Genomic DNA, 24253 nt, shown 5'->3' with positions numbered 1-24253 from the left:
ATGCATCCCCATACCGATTTCTTTCCCGCGCGGTCCACGCAGGATCGCCTGGACGTCATCCCGCTCCTCCATGAACGCCTGACCGATACCTCCAGCCGGATCCGCATCGTCTTCGGTGAGCAAGCGCTGGACCGCGAGCCGCTTCGCGCCCGAGTCGCCGCCTTGCAGAGCACCCTGGAGGCGCGTGGACTGAGGGTGGGCAGTCGGATCGCGACGTTCCTCGGCAACAGTGCCGATCAGGTCGCCCTGATCTATGCCATGACGCTGAGCGGCATCACCTGGATCCCGATCAACACCAAGCTGCGGGGCCCGGGACTCGACTATCCCTTCGAACATGCCCAGCCCGACCTGGTGATCAGCGAGCCTGCCCTGCAACCGCTGCTGCAGGCGGGAGCTGCCCACCGCCTGCCCCTGGTGACCCTCGCAGACCTCGTTCGCGAGGCTGAAGCCGTGCCCGCTGCCGAGCTTCGTCCAGAGCAGGTGGCCTTCGACCACCCGCTGTGCATCATCTACACGTCCGGCACGACCGGTCATCCCAAGGGCGTGATCTTTACCCATCGCATGATGCGCATCGCCGGCGAGTCGGTCATCCGGGTGGCCGACGTCCAGCCGGACGATCATCTGCTGATCTGGGAGCCGATGTGCCATATCGGCGGCGCCCAGATGCTGATGGCGCCCCTGCTGACCCCCTGCGAGTTGCACATCGTGCCGCGTTTCTCCGCCAGTCGCTTCTGGGATCAGTGCGCTGCCGCCCAGGCCACCCAGCTGCACTATCTGGGCGGCATCATCGACATCCTGATGCAGCAGCCGCCAGCGGCCTGGCCTGCCCGCCACCCGCTGCGCGTCCTGTGGGGCGCAGGGGTCAGCCTGAATCGCTGGGCAGACACCGAAGCGCGCTTTGGCTGTGCCCTGCGCGAGTGCTATGGCATGACCGAATGTTCGAGCTTTGCCACGCTGAACGAACGGGGAACGCCGGGCTCGGTGGGACGCCCCCTGCCCTGGCTGACCGTCGAACTGCTGGATCCGCACGGTCAAACGGTGGCCGACGGTGAACTGGGAGAAATCGTATTGTCGAGCGCGGTGGAAGGCGCCTTTCTGCCAGGCTATCTCGACAATCCCGCGGCGACCGCCGCCACCCTTCGCGAGGGCCGCCTGTTCACCGGCGACCTGGCCCGGCGCAACGCCGCAGGCGAGCTGTTCTTCGTCGGCCGGAAAACCGACAGCATGCGCGTTCGTGGCGAAAACGTCTCGGCCTGGGAAGTGGAGCGGATTTTCAATAGCCATCCGGCCGTCCATGCCAGCGCGGCGATCGGTGTCGCCTCCGCGATCGGCGAACAGGAAATCCTGTTGTACGTGCAGGCCAAGCCTGACACCGCGCTCGACTTCGCCGCCCTCGCGGCCTGGTCCGCCGACAAGCTCGCTTCCTATCAGCGACCGACCTTCTATCAGGCGGTCGACGCCTTCGACCTGACACCTAGCGAGCGCATCAGAAAGCATCTGCTGAGCCGCTCGACGGCAGACGCCTGGAGGTGCTGAGAGAGGACGCAGGACTGGTTTTATCGAACTGCGATAGAAAAATAGCGCTGGCGACCCGATAATTCGCGCCCCCCAAGCAGGAGTCTCTCCATGAGTGATCCGCGACGTCCGCGCAAGGACCCCACCGCCTCTTCGCTTTACGTGCAATCCGTCGAGAAGGCGATGAAGGTCCTGACCGCGTTCGATGGCAGCAAACGCCATCTTTCGCTCTCGGAAATCGCCGGGCTCGCCGATATGGACATCAGCGCCGCCCAGCGCTTTACCCATACGCTCAGTACCCTTGGCTACCTCACGAAGGGCGCCGACAAGAAATACGAGCTGTCACCCAGGCTGCTCGACTTCACCTTCCACTACCTGTCGTCCAGCGAACTGGTCAATCGAGCCGCACCCTACCTGCAGCAACTCGGCAGCGAGACGGAAGAAGCCACCAACCTGACCGTCATGGACGGTACCGACATCGTCTATGTCGTACGTATCGTCAGCCGCCACGTGTTCAACGCCAACGTCATCGTCGGCAGTCGGCTTCCCGCCTGGTGTACCGCACCCGGACTGGCGATTCTTTCCACCTATGCGGATGACGAGGTCGACGACATCCTCGATCGCAGCGAGCTGATCGCCTATACCCCGGCGACGGTCACCGATCGCGACAAGGTCTGGGAAAACATCCGGCAGGCTCGCCAGCGGCGCTACGCCCACGTCGAGGACCAGTTCTTCTACGGTGATACCTCGACCGCGGCAGCGATCGTCGATGCAGCAGGCCGCGGGATAGGGGCGGTCAACGTCGCGGTGACCCGCGCGCGCTGGAATGCCGAGCGCGACGAAAAGCGCATGGCGGACCTGCTCATTTCCACCGCGGCGGCGATCTCGGCCAAGCGCAAGGGCTAGCGATGGATAGTTGTGGGCAAGCCGACTCCAGTGGCCTCAGACCGAAATCCCAGCTGACGCCAGCGCCTCGGGCGACAGCCTGATCATCGGGCGATCGAGGTCACCAGACACCCTCATTCCAGCAACAGGCGGATCGCCCGCTCGATCCGCTCCGCCGCCTGCGCCTGCAGTCCCTCTGGATCATCACCCAGCAGCGCCCGCAACTGATGCGGCGCGAAGACCAGATCGATGAATCCCTCCAGCAGCCGCTCGACGTCGGCCGGCCGATCCGGGCCCGCCTCGATGGCCTGCCGCACCCGCAGGCGCCCTGCCTCCCAGCCGATCCGCGTCGCCTCGGCCGCCACTGCCGGAAAGCGATCGGCGGTGGCGATCACCAGTCGCATCATCGCCAGGGTCTCCGGTCGCGAGGCGTGTTCCAGCATGTCCTGGCCGGCCAGCCGCAGGCGTTCCGCGAGCGGCAGGCCGGAGGGCAAGGGCTCGAGCTGCGGCAGTGTTCCCGAATGACGGCGGATCACCGCCTCGAATAGCTGATCCTTGTTGGCGAAGCGGGCATAGAGACTGGCCTTACCCGCTCCGGCCTGTCGCGCCACCGCCTCGCAGGAGGTCCCGGCAAAGCCTTGGGCTAGGAACAGTTCGAAGGCGGCGTCCAGCAGGCGACGATCGACATCGCCCGCCTCTTCGCGGCGCGGTCGCCCACCGCGGGGTTTGGTTATCTCGTTCATGGGCGAACCTTAAGCGGATTGACAGACCCTGTAAACTGAACGATAACGTTCAGTTATCTGAGTTCGTCCCTTCACTGCGAGAACTGCCATGACAGACCTCATCCAGCCCTTCCCCATCGACGTCCCGCAAGCCCAGCTCGATGACCTGGCCGTACGCCTCAGACTCACGCGCTGGCCCGACCGCGAGACGGTCAGCGATGGCAGTCAGGGACCGCAACGCGAGCGTCTGCACGCGTTGGTGGAGCGCTGGAGCAGCGGATACGACTGGCGGGCGGCCGAGGCCCTGCTGAACGGTTGGGGCAGCAGCCGCACCGAGATCGACGGCCTGGGCATCCACTTCCTGCATGTGCGCTCCGCCGAACCGGCGGCCACGCCACTGCTGCTCACCCACGGCTGGCCGGGCTCGGTGCTGGAATTTCGCGAGGTGATAGGTCCACTCACCGATCCGGTCGCCCATGGCGGCGAGCCCGCCGACGCCTTTCACCTGGTCATTCCCGCACTGCCCGGCTTCGGCTTCTCGGACCAGCCCCGCGAGCCCGGGTGGGGAGTGGGCCGCACCGTCCTGGCCTGGGTCGAACTCATGCGCCGACTCGGCTACGGCGAGCTCTGGCTGGCCCAGGGCGGCGACTGGGGCGCCGCGGTGACCACGGCCCTGGCGCACATGCGTCCGACTGGCCTGGCCGGCGTGCACCTGAACATGGTGATGTTCCAACCCACTGCGCAGGAGGTGGCCGAGGCTACGCCGGCCGAGCAGCAGATGCTCGCCGACGCCGCGCGCTACGAGCGCGAATACGCGGGCTACATGAAGCTGCAGACGACCCGTCCGCAATCGGTGGGCTTCGCCCTGGCCGACTCGCCCGTAGGCCTGGCGGCCTGGATCTACGCCCTGTTCCAGGACGTCTCGGACAGCGCGGGCGAACCCGAGCGCGTCCTGGCGCTGGATCATCTGCTCGATGACATCATGCTTTACTGGCTGCCCAATACCGGCGCCAGTTCGGCGCGTTTCTACTGGGAAGCCATGCGCGAGTTGGCGAACGGCATGCCCAGCGCGCCGCTGCCCCTGCCCGCGGGCGTCAGTATGTTCCCCGGCGAGCAGCTGCGGCTGTCCCGCCGCTGGGCCGAACGTCGCTTCGCCGATCTGCGGTTCTTTGGCGAAGCCGAGCACGGCGGCCATTTCGCGGCGATGGAGAATCCGCAGCAATTCGTGGCGGACCTGCGCGAGACCTTTCGAACGCTGCGCTGAGGGCGTCCGCTCCGAGGCTGCGCCCTAGCAGCCTGGCGCAAAGGCCCTGGGCCGCGCTTTAACACTTGTTTACAAGCGTTCAGGAAGTTTTACACGCGGCCTTTCATCGCTCGATACCCTTAACCCCCGGCGATCATTCACTGAATGCTGTTTCGCGTAGAGGGCTACTGAGGTGAAGCTTGTGGTGAAGAGTATCGGCGCTATCGCGATGCTACTGGGCTTGGCGGCCGTCCTTCTGGGATGGCTGATCGATCCCTCCCTCTCCCTGCAGCGCGGCATAAAGCTCGCTTATATAAGGCGCGAGTTCCTGCAGACGGACCTCTTCCTCTGGGGCGCCCTGCTGTTCGCTGCCGGGTTCAATGGCTATGCGCTGCACACCGACCTCTGACGGCCGCCGCAGGGCCACTGACCAGGCGTAGCCAGGCTCGCCGACGATTGTCTTTTCGCTCGCTTCACTGCAGGGTGATCCGCCCACGCTGACCGGGACGCCTGCCTTGCCCCCTACCCTCCACATCGCCGCCGCCATTCTCCTGAACGATCGCCAGCAGCTGCTGCTGGTGCGCAAGCGTGGCACCACCGCCTTCATGCAGCCGGGCGGCAAGGTGGATCCGGGGGAGCAATCTTTGGAAGCCCTGATCCGCGAACTGCAGGAAGAACTTGGCCTGGTCATCACGGCAGAGGCTGCGACCTTTCTCGGCAATCACCAGGCGCCCGCCGCCAACGAATCCGGTTTCAGGGTCGAGTGCGCGCTGTATCAGGTCGCCATGCGCGCGGGAGACCAGGCGGTGCCAGCCGCCGAAATTGAAGAGGCGGTGTGGATGGCAGTGGACGAACCCGACGATCTGCCGCTGGCGCCCCTGACCCGCGACGTGATCCTTCCACTGCTGCGGCAGAAACTGCTGACCCCTTAACAAGCGGCCTCACCCCCTTGATCAAGAAGGCAGCTTTGCCATGCCAGGCCGCCTGGAGTATCGGGCAGCCTGGCGCCAACAAGCGTCAGACCCTGGGCAACGGCTGCCACCCTCCGGCCGTGCGCACCTCAAGGCAGGCCGGCAGGCCATACAGACGCAGCAGGTGCAGCCAGCCGTTGCGCACCAGATCGCGCACGACGGTGTGGTTGGCGACCACCTGATCGATCATGGCGCGCGGCGCCTCGATCACCACGTGCAGACGCAGCGGACGATGCATCCACTGCTGGCCATCGTGCAGCGACTGGCGCGCCAGACCGATGCGCAGATCGCCGCCGTTGCCTTCGAACACGCCGATAAGGCCGCCCACCACGTTGTGCAGGAGCTTGTTGCCGCTGCCGAAGCGCAGGTTGTCGGTGGTCGAGGTGAAGTACTGCAGGTTGATCCAGTGCGCCACCACCATGGGTGCCGTCATGATCAGCTCCAACACCTTGCCCTCTCCGTCCTGCCGCCAGTCGTAGTCGTGCAGGAAGGCGCGGCCCTCCAGGTCCACCGCGCGGGTACGCGCCCGCGGCGCGGCGATAAAGGCCGTGTTGCCGGCGAGGCCCCATTCCGGCCGGGTCTGCGCCCAGTCCCGAGCGCGCCGGCGCAGCTGGCCGAGCAATCTTTCCGGCTGCGCCGGCAGCGGTGCCAGGCCCAGTTTGCCCGCCCGCTGCCGCCGGACCTCGGCGCTGGCGCTGTCCAGTGCCAGCCGCAGGCGCCGCCAGCTGGGCTGGAGCTCTGCAGGAAGCGCCTCGTGCCCGAAGACCTGCACCTCATCCGTCGTGGTGTTGTGCAGCCCGGCCAGCACCTGGCAATGCGGCGGCAGGACGAGGCCGCGCACCCGCAACCCGTCGCGTACCTCGGGATCGTTGAGCAGGCCGGCCAGCAGCCGCGCATTGATCTCGCCGCTCTGGCCACAGCAGGCACCGCAGTCCAGACCCGCTGCCTGAGGATTGTTGGCGCTCTGGCTGCCATGGCCGAGCAGGACCAGCAGGGGCGGCACCGACCCGTTGAGCCCCATGGCCTGGAGAATGCGCTCGGCCAGGTCGACCTGCTGCAGCCGTGACAGCGCCGGCAGCTGGGGTTGCAGCTGTTGCCGTTCGTGGCGACGCCAGGCGCTGAGTTCGGGCGAAGGCGCGCCACCGGCCAGGCCATAGGTCCGTCCCAGCAGCGCACCGGCATAGCCCAGCCCGACGCTTTCCACCAGGGTGAAGGTCGACGCCGGCAGCCGCTCGAACAGCCGCCAGCGGCCCTGCCGTGCCAGGCGCGCCTGACGCACCTCTACCAGCTGCCGGTCCAGGTCGGCATCGCCACTGCCCTCGCTGACCTGCAGGTGCGGCGCGAGCAGGCCCGGCAACTGCGGGCGCGTGGCCTGGGTCCCCAGCGGCGTGAAGGCGATTGGCAGACCGAAGAAGCCGGCGAAACCGCCGGTTTCCAGTATCGGGCAGGTCTGCTCCAGGGCACGCCTGAGGGGCTCGGAGCGTACGTCGATACAGAAGAACAGCTTGGCCAGCGGCGCCGGGGGCAAGGCGGCCGGTATGCCCCGGCACAGCGCCTGCTGCAGCTGCTCCTGCCAGGCCAGCTCGTCGGCGCGTTGCCACAGCTGCAGGGCCTGCCAATTGGCCGAGGGCGCCTGCTGCAAACCCTCCTGCCAGGCGGCTCGCCAGCACTGCCAGCGGCTATCGGCATCGCGCCGACGATCATCCACCAGCCACTCCCAGGCCGCGCGAATGGCCAGCAACTCCAGCAAGGTCTGGTCGTCCTCTCCCTGCAACCGGGCCTGCCAGCGGCGATAGGCGCACCAGGAAGCCCAGCCCAGGTTGCGCAGCAGCAGGCAGTCGAACCAGGCGGCCCAGTCTCCCTCCGCTAGCCCCAGGCGTTCGACCGCCGCCTCCAGGGCCGCCTCGGGTTGCGCCGGCAATTCCACGATCCGCTGGTGCAGCTCGCGACAACCGCGGAGCACGCTCAGGCCACGGTCCGCCAGCAGGCTGGTGCGCCAGGTCTGATAGAGCCCGCCACCCTCTGCCGGCCGCCAATCCGCCTGTTCGTGATCGAACCAGGCCGCGCAACTCTGGCCGATCTGGTGGGTGATCAGCGCCGGCCAGCCCGGAAGCGGAATCCCTGGCTCGGCCAGGTCTTCCAGCAGCGGTAACCCCTGGCCGACCTCGGCGGGGGTGTCCAGCGCCTCCAGGAGCCGGGTCAGCGTGCAGGACACCCCCGGCTCGGCCAGCGCCGCCTGCAGATGACGCTCGGCGATGCGACCCTCCCGCCAGGCCTGGCGATAGTCGGCCGCGTCCAGGGTCAGGCGGCTGCCGGCCCGTTGCCAGAGTTGCGCGGCCACGGCCTTCCAGGCCTGATCGCGCCGCTCCCATAGCGGGTTCACAGCGATCATGCGATCCAGCGGCCAGGTGGGCGCGATGCGCGCACAGGCCTGGCGGGCCGCCGCGTGCAGCGCCGGGTGCTCAAGGCTGGAAAGCGTTTCAAGGGCGGTCATGCGCGGTCTCCAAGGGTTGCGTTCAGGGGCTGGGGCGCACGCGCCGGCCACAGGTGAAAGGTCAGGCGGGTGAAGTGCTCGTCCAGGTAGAAGCCGGCAAAGGCCAGGGGGTAGAGCCGTTGTGCCAGGGCGCCGCGCGGGCGCGCCAGCAGCATGCCCTGCACCAGGTAAAGGCCGACCAGCATGACCATCGCCACCACGGCCAGCGGCAGCGGCGCCGTGGCGAGGTGCTGGTCGAGAATCCAGCCGGCCGCCTGATGCCACAGCAGGTAAGCGCCGAGCAGCAGGCCGAACATGAGCAGTCCATAGGCGGGCTGGTCGCGGCGCAGAGTCCAGGGCGCCAGGCCGATCGCCAGCAACGTCAGGGTCACCAGGGGCAGCTCATGGCTGGGCAGCAGCCAGCCCCAGAGGCCCTGCAACAAGAGCAGTGCCAGCGCGGCGAGCAGCAGCGCGCGCAACAGGCCGCCCAGCTCGAGCGCGGGTGCCGGCGGCTGCAGGGCATGCTGGCGAGCGTGGGCCACCGTCTCGCCGGCGGCGAGGAAGGCATGGGCCTTGTAGAGCGAGTGGGCCAGCAGGTGCACCAGCGCCAGTTCGTACAGCCCCAGACCGCATTCCAGCAGCATCAGGCCCATCTGCGCGCAGGTCGACCAGGCCAGGCGGACCTTGATGCTGATGCGGGTCATCATCACCAGCGCGGCCAGGACCGCGGTCAGACCGCCAACCAGCACCAGCAGGCTCTGCGCCGGTACCGCGGCGGAAAACAGCGGGGCGAAGCGCAGCAGCACGAAGCCGCCCAGGTTGACCACCCCGGCATGCAGCAGAGCCGAGACTGGCGTGGGGGCCTCCATCACCTGGATCAGCCAGCCATGCACCGGCAATTGTGCCGATTTGAGGATCACCGTCAGCGCCAGCAGCAGCGCCGCGCCCTGCCATTCCCAGCCGAGCGGCCCTCCCGCCTGCACCTGGGCCTTCACGGCGGCGAGGATCAGCGAGATCTGGCTGCTCCCGCCGGCTTGCACCAGCAGCAGGGTCGCCAGCAGCAGACTGACATCGGCCAGGCGGCTGGCGAGGAATTTCTTGTGGGCGGCGACCACGGCCTGGGGCCGTTCGCGGTAGAAGGTCAGCAGCAGATGCAGGCACAGACTGGACAGGATCCAGGCGCCTGCCACCAGCACGAGGTTGCCGCTGGTGACCACTGTGGCCACCGCCGCCAGGGTGCCCAGCAGCGCGAGCACATAGCGCCGCTGCCCGACCTCCCCCTCCAGATAGCGCCAGGAATACTCGATGATCACCAGTGCCAGCAGGCTGATCAGTCCGGCCATCGCCAGGCCCAGGCGGTCGGGGTGCCGGGCGTCGTAGAGCGTCTGTAGCCCGGCCGCCAGCACCAGGAAGACGCCCAGGTAACCCGCGATTCGCGCCGGTACCCAGAGGCGGCTCGGTGAAGTGAGGAAAGCCGCGGGCAACAGCGCCAGGGCATAGACCCAGGGCAACAGGGGAGCCAGGGAAAACAGCAGGCTAGACATCGTGCACACTCCATGGACACCAGATACCGATAGTGTCCGGATGTGTACGAATTATTTAAAATAGATTGATCAGAACCTAACGTTCACTTTTGAAGAACGAAGCATGCGCCGACTCAATTTTCATCATCTGCACTACTTCTGGGCCGTGGCCAAGGAAGGCAATCTCACCCGCGCCGCCGAGGCGCTGCATGTCTCCCAATCCGCCCTCTCCACCCAGATCCGCGTGCTGGAGGATCAGCTCGGCCATCCGCTGTTCATCCGCTCCGGACGCAGCCTGCGGCTGACCGAGGCCGGGCAGCTGGTCCTGGACTACGCCGAGACCATCTTCGCACTGGGTAGCGAGTTGCAGGACACCCTGCAGAACACCCAGGAAGCCAACCAGACACTGCGCATCGGCTCCGTGGCGACGCTCTCGCGCAACTTCCAGGAAAACCTGCTGCGTCCCTTCCTCGGTCGTGAAGACCTGGTGCTGACTCTCGAATCCGGCAGCGTGGACGAATTGCTGGAGCGCCTGGCCCTGCACAAGCTGGACGTGGTGCTGACCAACCAGGCGGTGAGCGCCGACAGCCAGCGCACCTGGCAATGCCGCCTGCTGCATCGCCAGCCGGTGTGCCTGATCGGCCCACCGCGCCAGGACAGTCGCCCCTTCGATCTTCAGCGCGACCTGCAACAGGCCCGCCTGATCGTGCCCGGTCGCAGCAGCGACGTGCGCAGCCAGTTCGACGTCTATTGCAGCGGCCAGGGGCTGACACCCCGCATCTGCGCCGAGGTCGACGACATGGCCCTGCTGCGCCTGCTCGCCCGCGACTCCGGCGACATGGCCCTGCTGCCCGCCGTGGTGGTGCAGGACGAACTGCGCAGTGGCGCCCTGCAGCTCTACGCCGAAGTCCCCGAAATCGCCGAGCGCTTCTATGCGGTGACCCTGCAGCGGCAGTTCAGGCTGAGCATTCTGGAGGAGTTGCTGGGACAGCCAGCGGTGCCGGAAGCCGTCTGATGGCCAGAGGCGCTTGAATCTGCGTCAGGAGACGCGGCCTGACTCCGCCATTGCGGTGGAGTCAGGCCGCTGTGCAACGCGGAAGCGCTAGCCGCATTGAGTGTTGAAGCCCCGCGTCACTCGCAACGCCGTTGCGCGCGCAAGCGGAGCGTCAGCCCAGGGTGACGGGCCGCGATGCCAGCACCGGCTGCCGTTTGGTATTCGCGACCGCAGGCGCCGTTTCCGGCATCCGCAGCGCACAGAGCGTGGAAATGACGCCAAGCGAACTGAACAGCAGCGCAGGCCCCATCCAGCCCACCACCGCGAACAGCCCGGTCGCGAGGAATGGCAGCAGTCCGGCGATCATGGAGGCGCCGTTGTAGCCCAGGGAAATACCCGAAGAACGCACATTGGGCGGGAACTGCTCGGTGAACCAGCTGGCTTCGACGGCAAAGATCGGATCATGGCTAAGCAGCAGGGACAGCGCCACTGCAACGATGACCATGACGAAGACCCCACTGTTGATCAGCAGGAACAGCGGTATCCCGAACGCGATGGTGAACAGGGATCCCAGGAGGAACACCGGCTTGCGCCCGATCCGATCGCTCAGGGCACCGAACAACAAATGGCTGAGCAGGCCCAGTGCCGACCCTATCATGGTGCCCCAAAGCACGTTTTCCTTGGTCGCAACGCCTGCCAGCAGGACGTAGGAGAGCATGAAGCTGGTCGCCAGGTAATAGCCGCCGGTTTCGGCAAGGCGCAGACCGATGATTTGCAGAATCTTTCTCCAGTCGTTGCGAATCACCTCGAGCGCCGGCTGTTTGACCAGCTTGTTCTCCGCCTTCATCTTTTCGAATTCCGGGGATTCGCTGACACCCATACGGATATACATGCCCACCCCGACCATCACCACCGATGCCAGGAATGGCGCTCGCCAGACCCAGTCACCTTCGAATAGCGCCCCGGAGGCCAGGAAAGCACCGTTCGCCATCAACAGGCCCAGTGGGATACCGATCTGCGGCACGGCGCCAAAGAAACCGCGGCGATGCGGTGGAGAGTGCTCGCAGGCCATCAGGACGGCGCCACCCCATTCGGCACCGAAGCCGATTCCCTGGATCATCCTGAGCAGGATCAGCAACAGTGGCGCGACCACGCCCGCCTGCTCGTAGGTCGGCAAGGCGCCGATCAAAACCGTGGCGCCGCCCATCGCGATGAGCGACCAGAGCAGAATGGCTTTGCGTCCGATGCGGTCTCCGTAATGGCCGGCCAGATAACCACCCAAGGGGCGCATGAAGAAGCCCACCGCCATGGTGGCGAAGGCGGCAAGGATACCAACGATGGGTTCAGTCGTATGGAAGAACACGCTACCAAACCAACCGGCGGCGGCCGTCCCGTAGATGAAGAAGTCATAGCTCTCCACCGCCGAGCCGATCATGGAGGCGAAAGACACTTTTCCGGCACTGTCCCGGGCCGGCATGGCCTTGCTATCTGAAGGGTGCATGGATAACTCCGCTACCTATTGTTGTTGTAATGAGGCAGGTGTCTGCCTCTGGTGGTGAAGCCGAGAAACTATGAATTGTCGGCGCTAGCACCAGGTCTCGATGACGCGACTGTCATCTCGCTGACCAAGTCCCGCTGCGGCTGCTGCCTGGAAACGGGCATGGGCCGTGTCGAGCAGCGGTACCGCGGCCCGACAGGCCAGGGCGGCTTCGGCGACCAGACCACTGTCTTTCACGAAGATGTCCACCATGCTGGTCACACGGGCGTCCGTGCCCTCCAGCATGCGCGGGCCCCGATCGCTGAGCATCCAGGAGCCGCCCGCGCCCTTTTCGACCAACTCCAGCACCTGCTTCGGCGGCAGCCCAAGGGCGCGTGCCAGGCTCAGCGCCTCGGCAGCTGCCACCAGGTGCACGGAGCACAGGTGCTGGTTGACCACCTTGATGGCCTGGCCATCGCCGACCTGGACGCCAGCATTCTTGACCTCGCCCATTGCCTGCAAGACCGGCTCGCAACGGGCTACGGCTTCAGATGCACCCGAGGCGAAGATCAGCAAGCTTCCGGTAAGGGCGCGGGCCACCCCGCCGGTGACCGGTGCGTCCACGACCTGGACACCTTGCGCCTGAAGACGACTCTCCTGCTCACGAGCGCACGCCGGTCCCACGGTGCTCATGACGATCCAGTGCTGGCCGGCACGCAGCCCACTGCACTGGCTGACCAAAGACGCCAACTGCGCCGGCGTCGCAACCATCACCACCACGACGTCGGCATCGATCAGCGCCTGCCACTCGGCGACCGCTTCCAGCCCTTCCGCTGCGGCCCGTTCCCGGGACGCCTCCGACAGCTCGATGCCGATCACCCGGTGCCCGGCGCGCTGAATCTGTACCGCCATGGGCAAGCCGATAGCGCCCAGTCCTACGAAAGCTACGTTCATGCTGCCTCCTAACCCAACCAGCTTTGAATGCGGGCGACCATGGCGGTCGTGGAAATGCCGTAGCGATCGTGCAACGTGGGCAAGGCGCCGGCGTCGAGAAACTGATCCGGCAAGGCGATCTGCCGAAATTCCGGGTGCACGCGAGCGCGCAACAAGGTCAGCGCGACCGCCTCACTCAAGCCACCTACGGTGCTGTGATTCTCCGCCACTATGACCAGCCGTCCGCTACGGCGGCATTGCTCGATGAGGGTGGCCTCGTCCAGCGGCTTGATGGTGGGTACATGCAACACCGCTACGTCGGCAGTGCCATCCGCCATGGCTTCAGCGACTTCCAGCGCCCGCATGGTCATGATGCCGCTGGACACGATCAGCACATCGCGTCCGTCACGCAGCAACTTGGCCTTGCCCAGCTCGAACTGGTAGTCGTACTGATCCAGGACCATCGGCACCTTGCCCCGCAGCAGGCGCATGTAGACCGGCCCCTGGTGAGCGGCGATGGCCGCGACCGCCTGGGTGGTATCCAGCGCATCGCAGGGATCGACCACGGTCAGACCAGGTATCGCGCGCATCAGCGCAAGGTCGTCGGTGGCCTGGTGGCTCGGACCATACCCTGTGGTGAGCCCTGGCAGGGCCGCGCAGATCTTGACGTTCAGATGTTCCTCGGCGATGACCTGATGGATGAAGTCATACGCCCGGCGGGTGGCGAACACCGCATAGGTCGTGGCGAACGGCACCAGGCCTTCCTTCGCCAGCCCCCCGGCAGCGGCCATCAGGAGCTGCTCCGCCATGCCCATCTGCAGGTAACGCTTGGGAAACTCCCTGGCAAAAAGGTGTAGGTCGGTATACTTGGAAAGATCCGCCGTCATGCCGACGATGCGCTCATCCCGCGCGGCTGCCGCGATGAGCGCCTGTCCGAAGGGCGCCGATTCAGTACGTTGTCCCTCGCTGGCGATAGAGGCGATCATCGCCGAGGTGGTGAGGCGTGGCTTTTTGAGAGTATCGACACCCATGTCACTGCGCTCCCTGGTGGTAGTGGCGATCGAGCACCTCGAGCGCCTGCTGCCACTCATGGGGCTCGACGCGGATGAAGTGGTTCTTTTCCCGGGCTTCGAGAAAGTCCACGCCCTTGCCCATCAGAGTGTCGAACAGGATGACCCGGGGCTTGAGCTCGGTCAGCGCCATGGCGCTATCGAACGCCGCGAGCACGGCGGTCAGATCATTGCCGTCCACGCGCTGGACGTGCCAGCCGAACGCCTGCCATTTGTCCACCAGCGGTTCGAATCCCAGGATGTCGTTGGAATCACCATCGGCCTGCTGTCTGTTCAAGTCCACCAGGACAATGAGGTTGCTCAAACCATGGTGAGCAGCCGACATCGCGGCCTCCCAGGTCGCCCCTTCGTCGAGTTCGCCATCGGACATGGAGTTGAAGACCCACGCCGGGTTGTTCTTCAGCCGCAGTCCCAGCGCCATGCCAACTCCAATCGCCAGCCCTTGGCCAAGCGATCCACCAGAGATTTCCATGCCTGGTGTGTAGGTAGCCATTCCCGACATCGGCAGCCGACTGTCATCCGCGCCGTAGCTCTCCAGCTCACTCTCGGGAATCACCTGCGCCTCCAGCAAGGCGGCATAGAGCGCTATCGCATAATGGCCATGGGAGAGCAGAAACCGATCCCGACCCTCCCACTCAGGATCGCTGGGGTCGAGATTCATGGCGTGGCAATAGGCAACGGCCAGGACGTCGGCCCAACCGAGGGCCTGGCCCACATAACCCTGGCCCTGAACTTCACCCATACGCAGGGCAAAACGGCGGATACGCCAGGCGTGATAGGCCAGACGCTCGAGCGGTTCCACTGCCGGAGCGGTGGCCTCAGATCTTATTGTCATTATGAATTCCTCGATGTGCAGATCCGCTTACGACAGGTGCTTAGAATTCATCCTAAACAAGGTGAGCGGCCTGAAAATCAAGCTACCATCGGGAAAACAAGACCGGCAAAGGAGTTTTTAACAGCAGTGGATGAATTCAGTTCACGCATAAGCCTGCTTAGACGTGTGCCGTTGACGACCCTCAGGGTCTTCGAGGCCGCTGGCAGAACCGAATCCTTTGCCATGGCCTCACAGGAGCTGGGCATCACCTCCAGCGCGGTCAGTCACTCCATTCGCAAACTCGAGGAAAGCATCGACTTCACGCTGTTCGAACGCAGTACGCGCGAAGTCCGCCTCACCAACAAGGGCCGCCTCTTGCTCGAACACGTTCAGCGCGGACTGGGCGAGATGTACCGCGGACTTTCGCTCATTCAGGCGGATGAACCGCCGCCGCTGCGCCTGCACACCGCGCCCAGCTTCGCGACCCAGTGGCTATTGCCCAGGCTGCCGGACTTTGTGAAGAAGTATCCCCACATCGATCTGCGCTTTTCGGCGAGTACCGACTATGCACGATTCGAGAATGACGATTTTGACCTCGACATCGTCTACGGCGAACCGCGGCAGGATTTTTGCGAACATGTGCCGCTGGCCGTCGAACACCTCACACCTCTGTGCTGCCCCGCACTGGCCGAAGCCATCAAGGCGCCGCAGGACCTGCACCAGCACACCCTGATCCAATGCGATGTGCAGATGCTGCAATGGAAGGGCTGGTTCGAGGCCAACCACCTGCTGCCCGTTCACCACTATTCTCTGCGCTTCGACCGTAGCGCCATGGCGATTGCCGCCGCGGTCAATGGCATGGGCGTGGTCCTGGAATCCACGCTGCTGGCCGAACGGGAATTGCAGGAGGGTCGTCTGATAGCCCCCTTGCGCAGCCTGACTCACGACATCCAGTACGTCGGCCACTATCTCGCCTATCCGAAAAGCCGGACCCGCAATGAAGCGGCGGAAGTGTTCAAGAAATGGCTGCTGGACGAGTTGGGCGTTCGTTGACCCAGAAGAAGGCTCGCTCAGATCGGCAAGACCGCCGAGCGATGAGTTTCGCTCGACGCTGCCCCGCTACCTCACCACGCCATTCGCCTTGAACAACCAATCGAAAGCCTGGTCCAGGGTCGGCGATGCCGTGTCGACAGGCTCGCGTGCCAGCTGCGCGGATGTCCGAGCGAATACCTCCCTCACCCCGGGTAGCACCGCCACCGGCAGCTCGGCGGCCCGCAGTTGGCGTTCGGCCTCTTCCACTTCCTTGAGACGGCGTGGGGCATGGACGACATGCGTCCTGATGAGGGCGCCGAGAAAGTCTCTGAGCGAGGCCTGGTCGATATCGCTCAGGGCATCGTGGAGCTTTTCCGTGACGCCCTGTTTTTCGGCCGCCATGAAGCACTCGATGGTCAGGGCTTCCAGTCCCTTGGTGAACACGCTGCGCAGGATCTTCAGGGCGGCTGCATCGCCCGCGGCGCCGCCCTCGACGGGCTTGAGCGGTGCGCCGGCTTCGGCAAAGAGGACGACCGCGCGCTCCAGGCCGATGCCGGCGCCCAGCAGATTGGTTTTCGCGTGCGTCAAGGCGATGGCCCCCAGGATGGCCACGTCCACATAGGGAATGGAGCGCTCGGCCGCGATGGCCGCGGCTCGTCTGATCTGCTCCGGATCCGCGGTGGTCATGTCGATGAACAGCGCACCCGCCCGCATAAGGGCGAGCGCCTGCTCGGCGACTGGCAGCGAGACGGTGCCGAATACGCAGGAGACGACGACGTCGCAATCGACTACCCCATCCTCCATCGAGGTGACGAGTGCCACGTCATGCTCTTTCGCGAAGGCCTGGGCTTTGGGTGAAGGCTTGAGGTCGCACAGGAGAATCTCGTGGCCCGCCGCCACCCAGGGATGCGCATAGGTAAGGCCCACTTCGCCTGCGCCGATAATTGCTAGCTTCATTTGCGTGTTCCGTAATCAGTGGGCCGCGTAGGCGCCCCGGTAGGTTCCAGCGGCAATCTGCGCGAGCATCTCCGCTTCCTTGCGCTCGGTCGCCAGGCAACGGTCGAGCAGCTCCGCCGCCTGGGCCAGGGGAAAGGCGACGATACCGTCATGGTCACCCACGACGAGGTCTCCTGGTGACACGATCATGTCGCCGATGCTCACCGGCACGTTGATCTCCCCCGGGCCGTTCTTGTAGGGGCCACGGTGATAGCCCCCGCGAGCGAAGATGGGGAAGCTGCCCTTGCTGATCGTCGCCAGGTCGCGAATCGCTCCATCGACAACGACTCCCGCGGCACCGCGTTTTTCTGCGATAGCCGCCATGATGTCGCCCATCAGGGCGCGACTCAGGTCGCCGCCGCCATCGACCACCAGCACCTGGCCAGGGACGAGGAGCTCCAGCGCCTGGTGGATCGCCCGATTGTCGCCGGCGGGCACTTTGACAGTGAGCGCTAGGCCCGCCATGGTGCCTTCGATCCGGTGGAAGGGCCGCAACGGAGCGCCTGGAAGCCGGTCGAGACAGTCGCTGATGATCGAGGTAGAGGTGCGGGCGAAGGCTTCGACCAGCGCGGTCGGACTGGAATCTTTGACGTTCATAAGGGCTCCTCTTGTTGGATAACGTCGAGGATAGGCCGGTGGCCAAATAGAAAAAGCGATATTAAGGTATGGCCACTCATGCCCTGGAGGAATGCCAATGGTCACGCTACGCCAGTTGCTGGCGCTGCACTGGATCGAACGTTTGGGTACCTTCGAAAGGGCCGCCGAGCATCTCAACACCACCCAGTCAGCCATCTCGAAACGGGTGCAGGAACTGGAGTCCTCCACCGGCCTGCAATTGTTCGATCGCTCGCAGCGGGGTGCCCGCTTCACCGCCGAGGGCGAGGAACTGCTGGTCATCGCGCGCGAGATGCTCGATCTGAACGAGCGCATCACCTCGCTCAAGGACGGCAAGCACGTCACCACGCGCCGCCTGCGACTCGGCGTTACCGAACTCACCGCCTGGACCTGGCTACCGCGCCTGGTCACGCGACTGGTCGAGGACTTTCCCGGACTGACCGTGGAGCCCGAGGTCGACATGAGTCGCAACCTGCACGAGCGGCTGATGGACGACCTGGTTGACCTCATCGTGATCCCGGACACCTTCACGGCCCCCGAGGTCACCAGCGTACCCCTCGCGACCGTGGAGAATGCCTGGATGGCCGCGCCGGGACTGGTGCGGAATTCCGGCGTGGTGAGCCTGGCCGAGCTGGCCAAGTATCCCATGCTGATGCAGGGCAAAAAGTCGGGATCGGGCCTGTTCGTGAATCGCTGGCTGCATGCCCGCGGGATAGAGCTGCCCAGGATTCTCTCCTCCGACAGCCTCACCGCCATGCTTGGTCTGGCCTCGGCGGGCCTGGGCGTCACCTACCTGCCACGCGAATGTTTCCGCCCGCTGGTGGACGAAGGCAAACTCGTCATCGTCGAGACCGATCCCGAGCTGCCACCGGTTCCCTACATGGCGATGTACCGCAATGATCGGCCCTCGACCTTCGTCGCCGAGATCGCCCAGCTGGCGACGCAACTCTGCGACTTCACGAAACAGTTGCAGCGTTAGCCCGCTATCGCCAGACCGTCCTGCGGCTACCAGAACGGCGGCGCAACAGACGGCCGTGATCGTGAACCAAGGTTGCGCCCCTAGGTAGCAGAGGCCTCGACCGGCGCGGTAGCCGGTTCGGAAATGGTCAGCACGAAGGCCAGCGCGGCCAGGGAGCAGACGCCGAGGAAGATGAACACCGCCGTCCAGCTATAGCTATCCAGCAGGAAGCCGGTGATCAGCGGCGCCATGGCGCCCCCCGCCTGGCCCGCGCTGTTGACCACGGATGCCGCCACCGGATAGGTCGATCTGGTGGTCAGTCCCATCGAATAGACCGAGAACGACGAGTAGCCGATGTTGAGCAGAAAGCCGGTACCGAACAGCAACAGACTGACCGCGAGCAGCCCATTGGGTGCGTAAACCAGAGCGACCATCATCACGCAGGTCGCTACCGCGCTGATCATCATGGTCGGTTTGCGACGGCGGTCCAGGATTCGATCCGACAGCCAGCCGCCGACGATATTGCCAAGCACCCCGCCAACAAAGGGCAAGGACGCCACGAAGCCGACCTGCATCAGTTCGAAGTGCTTTACCTCACCCAGGTACTTGGGGAGCCAGGCCAGGAGCACGTTCACCACTCCGGTCATCAGCAGATAGCCCAGACCACAGCCCCAGATATTCCAGGACCTGAACACGGAGCGGGACGTATCCAGGAGTGGGGTGCGCTCATAGCGCAGCGCGCGGTCGAGCCTGCCGAAGTCCCGGTGCTTACGGACCGACTCGCTGTGCGCGGTCGTCTGGTCTTCGATGTGCTTGGCTTCGGCATCACTGACCTGCCTACAGGCTCTCGGATCATTGGGGACGAGCCACCACCACAGCAAGGCGAGCAGCACGCCTGGCAGGGCGAAGGCGATGAACATGGTGCGCCAGCCATCTAGCAGAATCAGCGCTGCCCCCAACGGCGGTGCGATCACCGCGCCCATCTTGGCGGCGGACAGGAACGCCCCGGTAGCCGTGCCCTTTTCCCGCGGCGGAAACCAGCGGTTGATGGTGCTCAACATCGACAGGGGCAAGGCAGCTTCTGCGACGCCCAGAGCCGAGCGATAGATCTTGAGCATACCGATGCTGTGGGAGGTGCCGATCAGCAGCGTCACGAGCGACGTCAGGCCAATCGCCGCGGGAGCGACCACGCGCACGCTGACCTTGCTCAGCAGAAAGCCTGCCGGTATCTGACCGAGCGAGTAGAACAGGAAGAAGGCACTGACCAGCAGACCCACCTCGGCATTGGTCGCGCCGAACTCCTTCTGGATATAGGGCAAGGCGATGCCGATATTGGCCCGATCGGCTGCAGCGAGCATGTACACGACCACGATGACCGCCAGTACCACCCAGCGATAGCGGGTCCTAGACCGCGTCTGTAGCGCTGCCCGTTCCGCCACTGCCGGTTCCGGCTTTGAAGCCAGGGATTCGGTCATGAGTCCTCCGATTTTTATGTTTATTAAAGGTGACGGAGGTTTTACGACGGTCCATTAATGGAAAAAAGCGATAAAGAGGCACAGGCATTCATTCCCCTTAGGAATGCGCAGCACTCGCAGTCGGCGTGATAGCGATGCTTGAGCCCTTGGCAGCCAGCCTGCGGGTCGCGATTGCTGCACTCCTCGGTCAGGAATAAGGGGCGGAAACACGGATAACCGTCGGTCAGCCGGCGGGTCTGTGAATCCTGCCCCGGTTGATAGGCTGGCCCCACCACCCAGCACCCCAGGCGTGCCCTCCTCCCCCTCGCCCGCTACAATGCGCGCCTTGCCGTGCCACGCCTGATCGAGAAGAACCGCCATGTCCCTGCCGAAGCACCATCTGGAATTGCTCAGCCCTGCCCGCGATGTCGGTATCGCCCGGGAGGCCATCCTGCATGGGGCCGACGCCGTCTACATCGGCGGGCCGAGCTTTGGTGCGCGGCACAATGCCTGCAACGAGGTCAGCGAGATCGCCGAGCTGGTGACGTTCGCTCGCCGCTACCATGCGCGGGTGTTCACCACGATCAACACCATCCTGCATGACGACGAGCTGGAGCCGGCGCGCACGCTGATCCACCAGCTGTACGACGCGGGCGTGGATGCGCTGATCGTGCAGGATCTCGGCGTGCTGGAACTGGACATCCCTCCGATCGAGCTGCATGCCAGCACCCAGACCGACATCCGCACCCTGGCGCGGGCCAAGTTTCTCGACCAGGCCGGCTTCTCCCAGCTGGTTCTGGCGCGCGAACTGAATCTGCAAGAGATCTCCGCCATCGCCGCCGAGACCGATGCGGCCGTCGAATTCTTCATCCATGGCGCCCTGTGCGTGGCCTTCTCCGGCCAGTGCAACATCTCCCATGCCCAGACCGGCCGCAGCGCCAACCGGGGCGACTGCTCCCAGGCCTGCCGCCTGCCCTACACCCTGAAGGATGACCAGGGTCGGGTGGTGGCCTTCGAGAAGCACCTGCTGTCAATGAAGGACAACAACCAGAGCGCCAACCTGCGCGCCCTGGTCGAGGCCGGCGTGCGCTCCTTCAAGATCGAGGGGCGCTACAAGGACATGGGCTACGTGAAGAACATCACCGCCTACTACCGCCAGCTGCTCGACGAGATCCTTGAGGACCGCACCGACCTGGCGCGCGCCTCCAGCGGCCGCACGGCGCACTTCTTCGTGCCCGATCCGGACAAGACCTTCCACCGCGGCAGCACCGACTACTTCGTCACCGACCGCAAGGTGGACATCGGCGCCTTCGACTCGCCGACCTTTACCGGGCTGCCGGTGGGTCAGGTGGAAAAGGTCAACAAGCGCGACTTCATCGCCATGACCGAGGAGCCGCTGTCCAACGGCGACGGCCTCAACGTGCTGGTCAAGCGCGAGGTGGTGGGCTTTCGCGCCAACGTCGCCGAGCTCAAGGGTGAATTCGAAGAGGACGGCCAGAAGCGCTATCGCTATCGCGTCGAACCCAACGAGATGCCCGAGGGGCTGTTCCGCCTGCGTCCGAATCATCCGCTGTCGCGCAACCTGGACCACAACTGGCAGCAGGCCCTGCTCAAGACCAGCGCCGAGCGCCGCATCGGCGTGCGCTGGCAGGCCGAGCTGCGTGAGCAGCGGCTACAGCTGACCGCCACCAGCGAGGAAGGCCTCAGTGTCTCTGTCGCCCTGGACGGTCCCTTCGGCGTGGCCAACAAGCCGGAGCAGGCGCTGGAGGGTCTGCGCGATCTGCTGACCCAGCTGGGCACCACCGAATACCACGCTTTGGATGTGACCCTGGATGCACCCCATGCCTTCTTCGTGCCCAATTCGCAGCTCAAGGCGCTGCGCCGCGAGGCCATCGAGCAGCTGACCGCCGCCCGCGTCGCCGCCCACCCACGCGGCCGCCGCAAGGCCGAGAGCTGTCCGCCGCCGGTGTACCCCGAGTCGCACCTGTCGTTTCTCTACAACGTCTACAACCAGAAGGCCCGCGACTTCTATCATCGCCATGGCGTGCAGCTGATCGACGCGGCCTACGAGGCCCACGAAGAGCCCGGCGAGGTGCCGGTGATGATCACCAAGCACTGCCTGCGCTTCTCCTTCAACCTCTGCCCCAAGCAGGCCAAGGGCGTCACCGGCGTACGCACCAAGGTCGCGCCCATGCAACTGGTCCATGGCGACGAGGTGCTGACCCTGAAATTCGACTGCAAGCCCTGCGAGATGCACGTGGTGGGCAAGATGAAGGGCCATATCCTCGACCTGCCGCTGCCCGGCAGCCAGGCCGCGGCCAAGGCGCTGGCCAGCATCAGCCCGGAAGACCTGCTCAAGACCATCCGCAACAAGCCGACCGGATACAGTCACTGAGCCCTGACGGGCCCAGTGCGTCCGCCCCGGGCTGACGTCAGCGACTGGCCTGTGGCGCCTGGCGCGCCACGCCATCGTAGGCGTCGAGCATCCGCCCACACCAGGCAGTGATGGGATCGTCCTGGGCCAGCAGGGGTTGGGCACTGACGATCCGCGCCCACTGAAAGGCGCCGAAGACGATGTGATCGGCATAGGCCGGGGTCTCGCCAGCCAGGTAATCCTGCAGTGCCAGGGTGCTGCGCAGGGGCTTCAGGACTTCGCGAAAGGCCTGCAGCGCGGTCTCGCGCTGTCCGGCCAGGGCCTCCAGAGAGACGCCAAATGCCGCCTCGCGGGTTCGCTTGAAATAGTCCTGGTCGGCTTCATCCAGCACCGCATGGACGTCGGGCAGGATCAACCGCGCCAGCGCCGGATGGACACTGTCCGCGACCCACTGATTGATGAAGCGCGTCGTGGCCTTCAGCGAAGCATCGCCCAGCAGCGACGGACGCTCGGGGTATTGGCGATCGAGGTATTCGGCGATGGCCCAGCTGTCGCTCACCCACTGGTCGCCATCCACCAGCACCGGCACCTTGCCCTGCCCGGAAGCGGCGATGGCTTGCTTCTCGTGAAAACGCCAGGCCACGGTCTCGACCGGCAGCCCCTTGTGGGCCAGCGCCAGCCGTATGCGCCAGCAATAGGGGCTGAAGCGGCAGCTGTCGTCGGCACCGGTCAGTTCGTACAGGCGTAGTGGAAGGGTCATCAGGAGGTTCCTCGTCGTTGTTCATCAGGTCATCCAGGAACGGCAGCCTGCAGGAAGGTTGGTCCACCGCGGCGGCTCATCACACCTTCCTAAGACCACGCCTCGACAGCAAGTGTCCAGGTCGCATGGGATCGCCACGCCACGGGCAACCGCTCTCCGAAAGGGGCTACCAGGGTATGCATCACCGCGGAGATCGGACCCTCGAGGTAACTGTCATGTCATGGCCTGAGCGCTGACCGCACCGAGACGGCCTTCACGCAGCGGACCTGACCTTTCAGGGTATCCGGATAGCATCGTTCAGTGACGTTCGCCGCTCTATCCATTCGCCAGCCCAAGCTATCAAATCGACAGGTCATACCTGGCTATTTTCAATTACTTACCGGCAAAGTGACCTATTTCGCCGGGTACTGCCCTGCACAACGCCTCCCTACAATGGCCTCACAACAAGAAAAGCGCCAAGCGCGTGAGGACCGAGCCATGTATCGCGACCACATCGTCAAACCTCGTGCGACAGATAGCCTTCCCTTTATGGCCATGGTAGCCGTCGCAGTCTTTTTCCTGGCCTGCGTCTATGGCGTCGGAGAAGGCGGTCTGGCCCGCCTCATGGGGCCGATCGTGCTCGACCTCGAAGCCCCGATGCTGCGCAACATCGCGGTCTCCGGGACCCTGACCCTAACCCTGATGCTGAACCTGTTCATCCTCGGCCGGTTTCCGCTGAAGGCTCAGGTCGTCACCGTCTGGTGCGAGTTGCTGCTGCTGTTCCTGCTGTTCTTCGATACCTTCGATCTGTCCTACAGCTTCATCTTCAGCAAAGTCGGCTTCATGATCACCCAAGGGGTGTTCACCACCGTCTACGTCTCGGCGCTTTCAATCGCCATCGCCTTCGTGCTGGCCTTGCTCGGCGCCACCGCGCGCCTTTCAGCCAATGGCTTTGCCGTCGCCATCGCGAGTTTCTACACCTCGTTCTTTCGCGGCGTACCCCTGCTGATCCAGATCTACCTGATCTACCTCGGCATTCCCCAACTGGGTTATGTCGTAGGCGCAGTGCCGGCGGGGGTGCTCGCTCTGTCGCTGTGCTATGGCGCCTACATGACCGAGATCTTTCGCGCCGGAATCAGCAGCATCCCGCGCGGGCAATGGGAGGCCTGCCGGGCAATCGGCCTTACTCCCTTCCAGGCCATGACCCGCGTGATCCTGCCGCAGTCGATGCGGCTCATCATTCCGCCGACCGGCAACCAGTTCATCTCGATGCTCAAGGACAGCTCTCTGGTATCGGTGATCGGGGTCTGGGAGCTGATGTTCCTGGCGCGTACCCAAGGGCGTGCGGAGTTCCGCCATCTGGAAATGCTGATCACGGCCGCGGTGCTCTATTGGGTGCTGTCGATCCTGCTCGAAACCGTGCAGGCCCGCCTGGAAAAGCGCTTCGACCGCGCCCATCGCTAAC

Annotated in this window: 21 protein-coding genes; 10 read left to right on the top strand and 11 right to left on the bottom strand. The window is 64.9% G+C overall.

Annotation, left to right across the window (positions count from 1 at the left end; all coding sequences use genetic code 11):
- Both FHR73_RS04100 and FHR73_RS04095 read left to right on the top strand, forming a co-directional pair.
- Complete coding sequence (locus tag FHR73_RS04100) at positions 1–1536, top strand: AMP-binding protein (protein ID WP_183629689.1); 1536 nt, start codon at positions 1–3, stop codon at positions 1534–1536.
- A 90-nt stretch (positions 1537–1626) separates the two neighbouring features.
- Positions 1627–2421, top strand: coding sequence for an IclR family transcriptional regulator (locus FHR73_RS04095; RefSeq protein ID WP_221191403.1), 795 nt, complete (start codon positions 1627–1629; stop codon positions 2419–2421).
- Positions 2422–2534: 113 nt separating this feature from the next.
- Here FHR73_RS04095 and FHR73_RS04090 read toward each other — a convergent pair whose 3' ends face one another.
- Positions 2535–3143, bottom strand: a complete 609-nt coding sequence (locus FHR73_RS04090; RefSeq protein WP_183629688.1) for a TetR/AcrR family transcriptional regulator — start codon at positions 3141–3143, stop codon at positions 2535–2537.
- An 88-nt stretch (positions 3144–3231) separates the two neighbouring features.
- Between FHR73_RS04090 and FHR73_RS04085 the strand changes: the two genes are divergently transcribed.
- The 3 genes from FHR73_RS04085 (at position 3232) to FHR73_RS04075 (ending at position 5297) form a co-directional block, all read left to right on the top strand.
- Positions 3232–4386, top strand: coding sequence for an epoxide hydrolase family protein (locus tag FHR73_RS04085; RefSeq protein WP_183629687.1), 1155 nt, complete (start codon positions 3232–3234; stop codon positions 4384–4386).
- Positions 4387–4567: 181 nt separating this feature from the next.
- Positions 4568–4774, top strand: coding sequence for a hypothetical protein (locus tag FHR73_RS04080; protein WP_311628925.1), 207 nt, complete (start codon positions 4568–4570; stop codon positions 4772–4774).
- A 106-nt stretch (positions 4775–4880) separates the two neighbouring features.
- Positions 4881–5297, top strand: a complete 417-nt coding sequence (locus FHR73_RS04075) for an NUDIX domain-containing protein (RefSeq protein WP_183629685.1) — start codon at positions 4881–4883, stop codon at positions 5295–5297.
- A gap of 85 nt (positions 5298–5382) precedes the next feature.
- Here FHR73_RS04075 and FHR73_RS04070 read toward each other — a convergent pair whose 3' ends face one another.
- Together FHR73_RS04070 and FHR73_RS04065 are read right to left on the bottom strand one after the other, a co-directional pair.
- A complete protein-coding gene (locus tag FHR73_RS04070) occupies positions 5383–7830 on the bottom strand; it encodes a YbcC family protein (protein ID WP_183629684.1) in 2448 nt (815 codons plus the stop codon).
- Positions 7827–9353, bottom strand: a complete 1527-nt coding sequence (locus tag FHR73_RS04065; RefSeq protein WP_183629683.1) for an NADH-quinone oxidoreductase subunit L — start codon at positions 9351–9353, stop codon at positions 7827–7829. The genes FHR73_RS04070 and FHR73_RS04065 overlap by 4 nt, the downstream gene beginning before the upstream one ends.
- Before the next feature lie 103 nt (positions 9354–9456).
- Between FHR73_RS04065 and FHR73_RS04060 the strand changes: the two genes are divergently transcribed.
- A complete protein-coding gene (locus FHR73_RS04060; RefSeq protein WP_183629682.1) occupies positions 9457–10347 on the top strand; it encodes a LysR family transcriptional regulator in 891 nt (296 codons plus the stop codon).
- Positions 10348–10498: 151 nt separating this feature from the next.
- Here the strand turns inward: FHR73_RS04060 and FHR73_RS04055 are convergent, their stop codons facing one another.
- From FHR73_RS04055 to FHR73_RS04040, 4 genes are all read right to left on the bottom strand, one after another.
- Complete coding sequence (locus tag FHR73_RS04055; protein WP_183629681.1) at positions 10499–11827, bottom strand: MFS transporter; 1329 nt, start codon at positions 11825–11827, stop codon at positions 10499–10501.
- Between the two features lie 84 nt (positions 11828–11911).
- A complete protein-coding gene (locus FHR73_RS04050; protein WP_183629680.1) occupies positions 11912–12757 on the bottom strand; it encodes an NAD(P)-dependent oxidoreductase in 846 nt (281 codons plus the stop codon).
- 8 nt (positions 12758–12765) lie between these two features.
- A complete protein-coding gene (locus FHR73_RS04045; RefSeq protein WP_183629679.1) occupies positions 12766–13767 on the bottom strand; it encodes a transketolase family protein in 1002 nt (333 codons plus the stop codon).
- Position 13768: 1 nt separating this feature from the next.
- Positions 13769–14641 carry a transketolase gene (locus FHR73_RS04040; RefSeq protein WP_183629678.1) on the bottom strand — a complete coding sequence of 291 codons (873 nt, stop codon included), beginning with the start codon at positions 14639–14641 and terminating at the stop codon, positions 13769–13771.
- A 126-nt stretch (positions 14642–14767) separates the two neighbouring features.
- Here FHR73_RS04040 and FHR73_RS04035 point away from each other — a divergent pair, with 126 nt between their 5' ends.
- Positions 14768–15673: a LysR substrate-binding domain-containing protein gene (locus FHR73_RS04035; RefSeq protein ID WP_311628920.1), complete on the top strand. Its 906-nt coding sequence runs from the start codon at positions 14768–14770 to the stop codon at positions 15671–15673.
- 66 nt (positions 15674–15739) lie between these two features.
- Here FHR73_RS04035 and FHR73_RS04030 read toward each other — a convergent pair whose 3' ends face one another.
- Together FHR73_RS04030 and FHR73_RS04025 are read right to left on the bottom strand one after the other, a co-directional pair.
- A complete protein-coding gene (locus FHR73_RS04030; protein ID WP_183629677.1) occupies positions 15740–16609 on the bottom strand; it encodes an NAD(P)-dependent oxidoreductase in 870 nt (289 codons plus the stop codon).
- Between the two features lie 15 nt (positions 16610–16624).
- Positions 16625–17245: an RraA family protein gene (locus FHR73_RS04025; RefSeq protein ID WP_183629676.1), complete on the bottom strand. Its 621-nt coding sequence runs from the start codon at positions 17243–17245 to the stop codon at positions 16625–16627.
- A gap of 97 nt (positions 17246–17342) precedes the next feature.
- Between FHR73_RS04025 and FHR73_RS04020 the strand changes: the two genes are divergently transcribed.
- Complete coding sequence (locus FHR73_RS04020; protein ID WP_183629675.1) at positions 17343–18242, top strand: LysR family transcriptional regulator; 900 nt, start codon at positions 17343–17345, stop codon at positions 18240–18242.
- Between the two features lie 80 nt (positions 18243–18322).
- Here the strand turns inward: FHR73_RS04020 and FHR73_RS04015 are convergent, their stop codons facing one another.
- Complete coding sequence (locus FHR73_RS04015; protein ID WP_183629674.1) at positions 18323–19696, bottom strand: MFS transporter; 1374 nt, start codon at positions 19694–19696, stop codon at positions 18323–18325.
- 358 nt (positions 19697–20054) lie between these two features.
- Between FHR73_RS04015 and FHR73_RS04010 the strand changes: the two genes are divergently transcribed.
- Positions 20055–22070, top strand: a complete 2016-nt coding sequence (locus FHR73_RS04010; RefSeq protein WP_183629673.1) for a U32 family peptidase — start codon at positions 20055–20057, stop codon at positions 22068–22070.
- A 37-nt stretch (positions 22071–22107) separates the two neighbouring features.
- On the opposite strand, the gene FHR73_RS04005 is transcribed toward FHR73_RS04010, so the two are convergent.
- On the bottom strand, positions 22108–22809 hold the full coding sequence (locus tag FHR73_RS04005) for a glutathione S-transferase family protein (protein ID WP_183629672.1): 702 nt from the start codon (positions 22807–22809) through the stop codon (positions 22108–22110).
- 477 nt (positions 22810–23286) lie between these two features.
- Between FHR73_RS04005 and FHR73_RS04000 the strand changes: the two genes are divergently transcribed.
- Positions 23287–24252: an amino acid ABC transporter permease gene (locus FHR73_RS04000; RefSeq protein ID WP_183630184.1), complete on the top strand. Its 966-nt coding sequence runs from the start codon at positions 23287–23289 to the stop codon at positions 24250–24252.
- Position 24253: the final 1 nt, after the last annotated feature.

Source organism: Pseudomonas sp. AS2.8, assembly GCF_014190935.1.
GTDB lineage: Bacteria > Pseudomonadota > Gammaproteobacteria > Pseudomonadales > Pseudomonadaceae > Chryseomonas.
This window is presented reverse-complemented; position numbering and strand designations above follow the sequence as displayed.

Coding starts and splice junctions, on each gene's coding strand:
- FHR73_RS04100 (WP_183629689.1), top strand. CDS start 1: ATGCATCCCCATACCGATTTCTTTCCCGCGCGGTCCACGCAGGATCGC.
- FHR73_RS04095 (WP_221191403.1), top strand. CDS start 1,627: ATGAGTGATCCGCGACGTCCGCGCAAGGACCCCACCGCCTCTTCGCTT.
- FHR73_RS04090 (WP_183629688.1), bottom strand. CDS start 3,143: ATGAACGAGATAACCAAACCCCGCGGTGGGCGACCGCGCCGCGAAGAG.
- FHR73_RS04085 (WP_183629687.1), top strand. CDS start 3,232: ATGACAGACCTCATCCAGCCCTTCCCCATCGACGTCCCGCAAGCCCAG.
- FHR73_RS04070 (WP_183629684.1), bottom strand. CDS start 7,830: ATGACCGCCCTTGAAACGCTTTCCAGCCTTGAGCACCCGGCGCTGCAC.
- FHR73_RS04065 (WP_183629683.1), bottom strand. CDS start 9,353: ATGTCTAGCCTGCTGTTTTCCCTGGCTCCCCTGTTGCCCTGGGTCTAT.
- FHR73_RS04060 (WP_183629682.1), top strand. CDS start 9,457: ATGCGCCGACTCAATTTTCATCATCTGCACTACTTCTGGGCCGTGGCC.
- FHR73_RS04055 (WP_183629681.1), bottom strand. CDS start 11,827: ATGCACCCTTCAGATAGCAAGGCCATGCCGGCCCGGGACAGTGCCGGA.
- FHR73_RS04050 (WP_183629680.1), bottom strand. CDS start 12,757: ATGAACGTAGCTTTCGTAGGACTGGGCGCTATCGGCTTGCCCATGGCG.
- FHR73_RS04045 (WP_183629679.1), bottom strand. CDS start 13,767: ATGGGTGTCGATACTCTCAAAAAGCCACGCCTCACCACCTCGGCGATG.
- FHR73_RS04040 (WP_183629678.1), bottom strand. CDS start 14,641: ATGACAATAAGATCTGAGGCCACCGCTCCGGCAGTGGAACCGCTCGAG.
- FHR73_RS04030 (WP_183629677.1), bottom strand. CDS start 16,609: ATGAAGCTAGCAATTATCGGCGCAGGCGAAGTGGGCCTTACCTATGCG.
- FHR73_RS04025 (WP_183629676.1), bottom strand. CDS start 17,245: ATGAACGTCAAAGATTCCAGTCCGACCGCGCTGGTCGAAGCCTTCGCC.
- FHR73_RS04020 (WP_183629675.1), top strand. CDS start 17,343: ATGGTCACGCTACGCCAGTTGCTGGCGCTGCACTGGATCGAACGTTTG.
- FHR73_RS04015 (WP_183629674.1), bottom strand. CDS start 19,696: ATGACCGAATCCCTGGCTTCAAAGCCGGAACCGGCAGTGGCGGAACGG.
- FHR73_RS04010 (WP_183629673.1), top strand. CDS start 20,055: ATGTCCCTGCCGAAGCACCATCTGGAATTGCTCAGCCCTGCCCGCGAT.
- FHR73_RS04005 (WP_183629672.1), bottom strand. CDS start 22,809: ATGACCCTTCCACTACGCCTGTACGAACTGACCGGTGCCGACGACAGC.
- FHR73_RS04000 (WP_183630184.1), top strand. CDS start 23,287: ATGTATCGCGACCACATCGTCAAACCTCGTGCGACAGATAGCCTTCCC.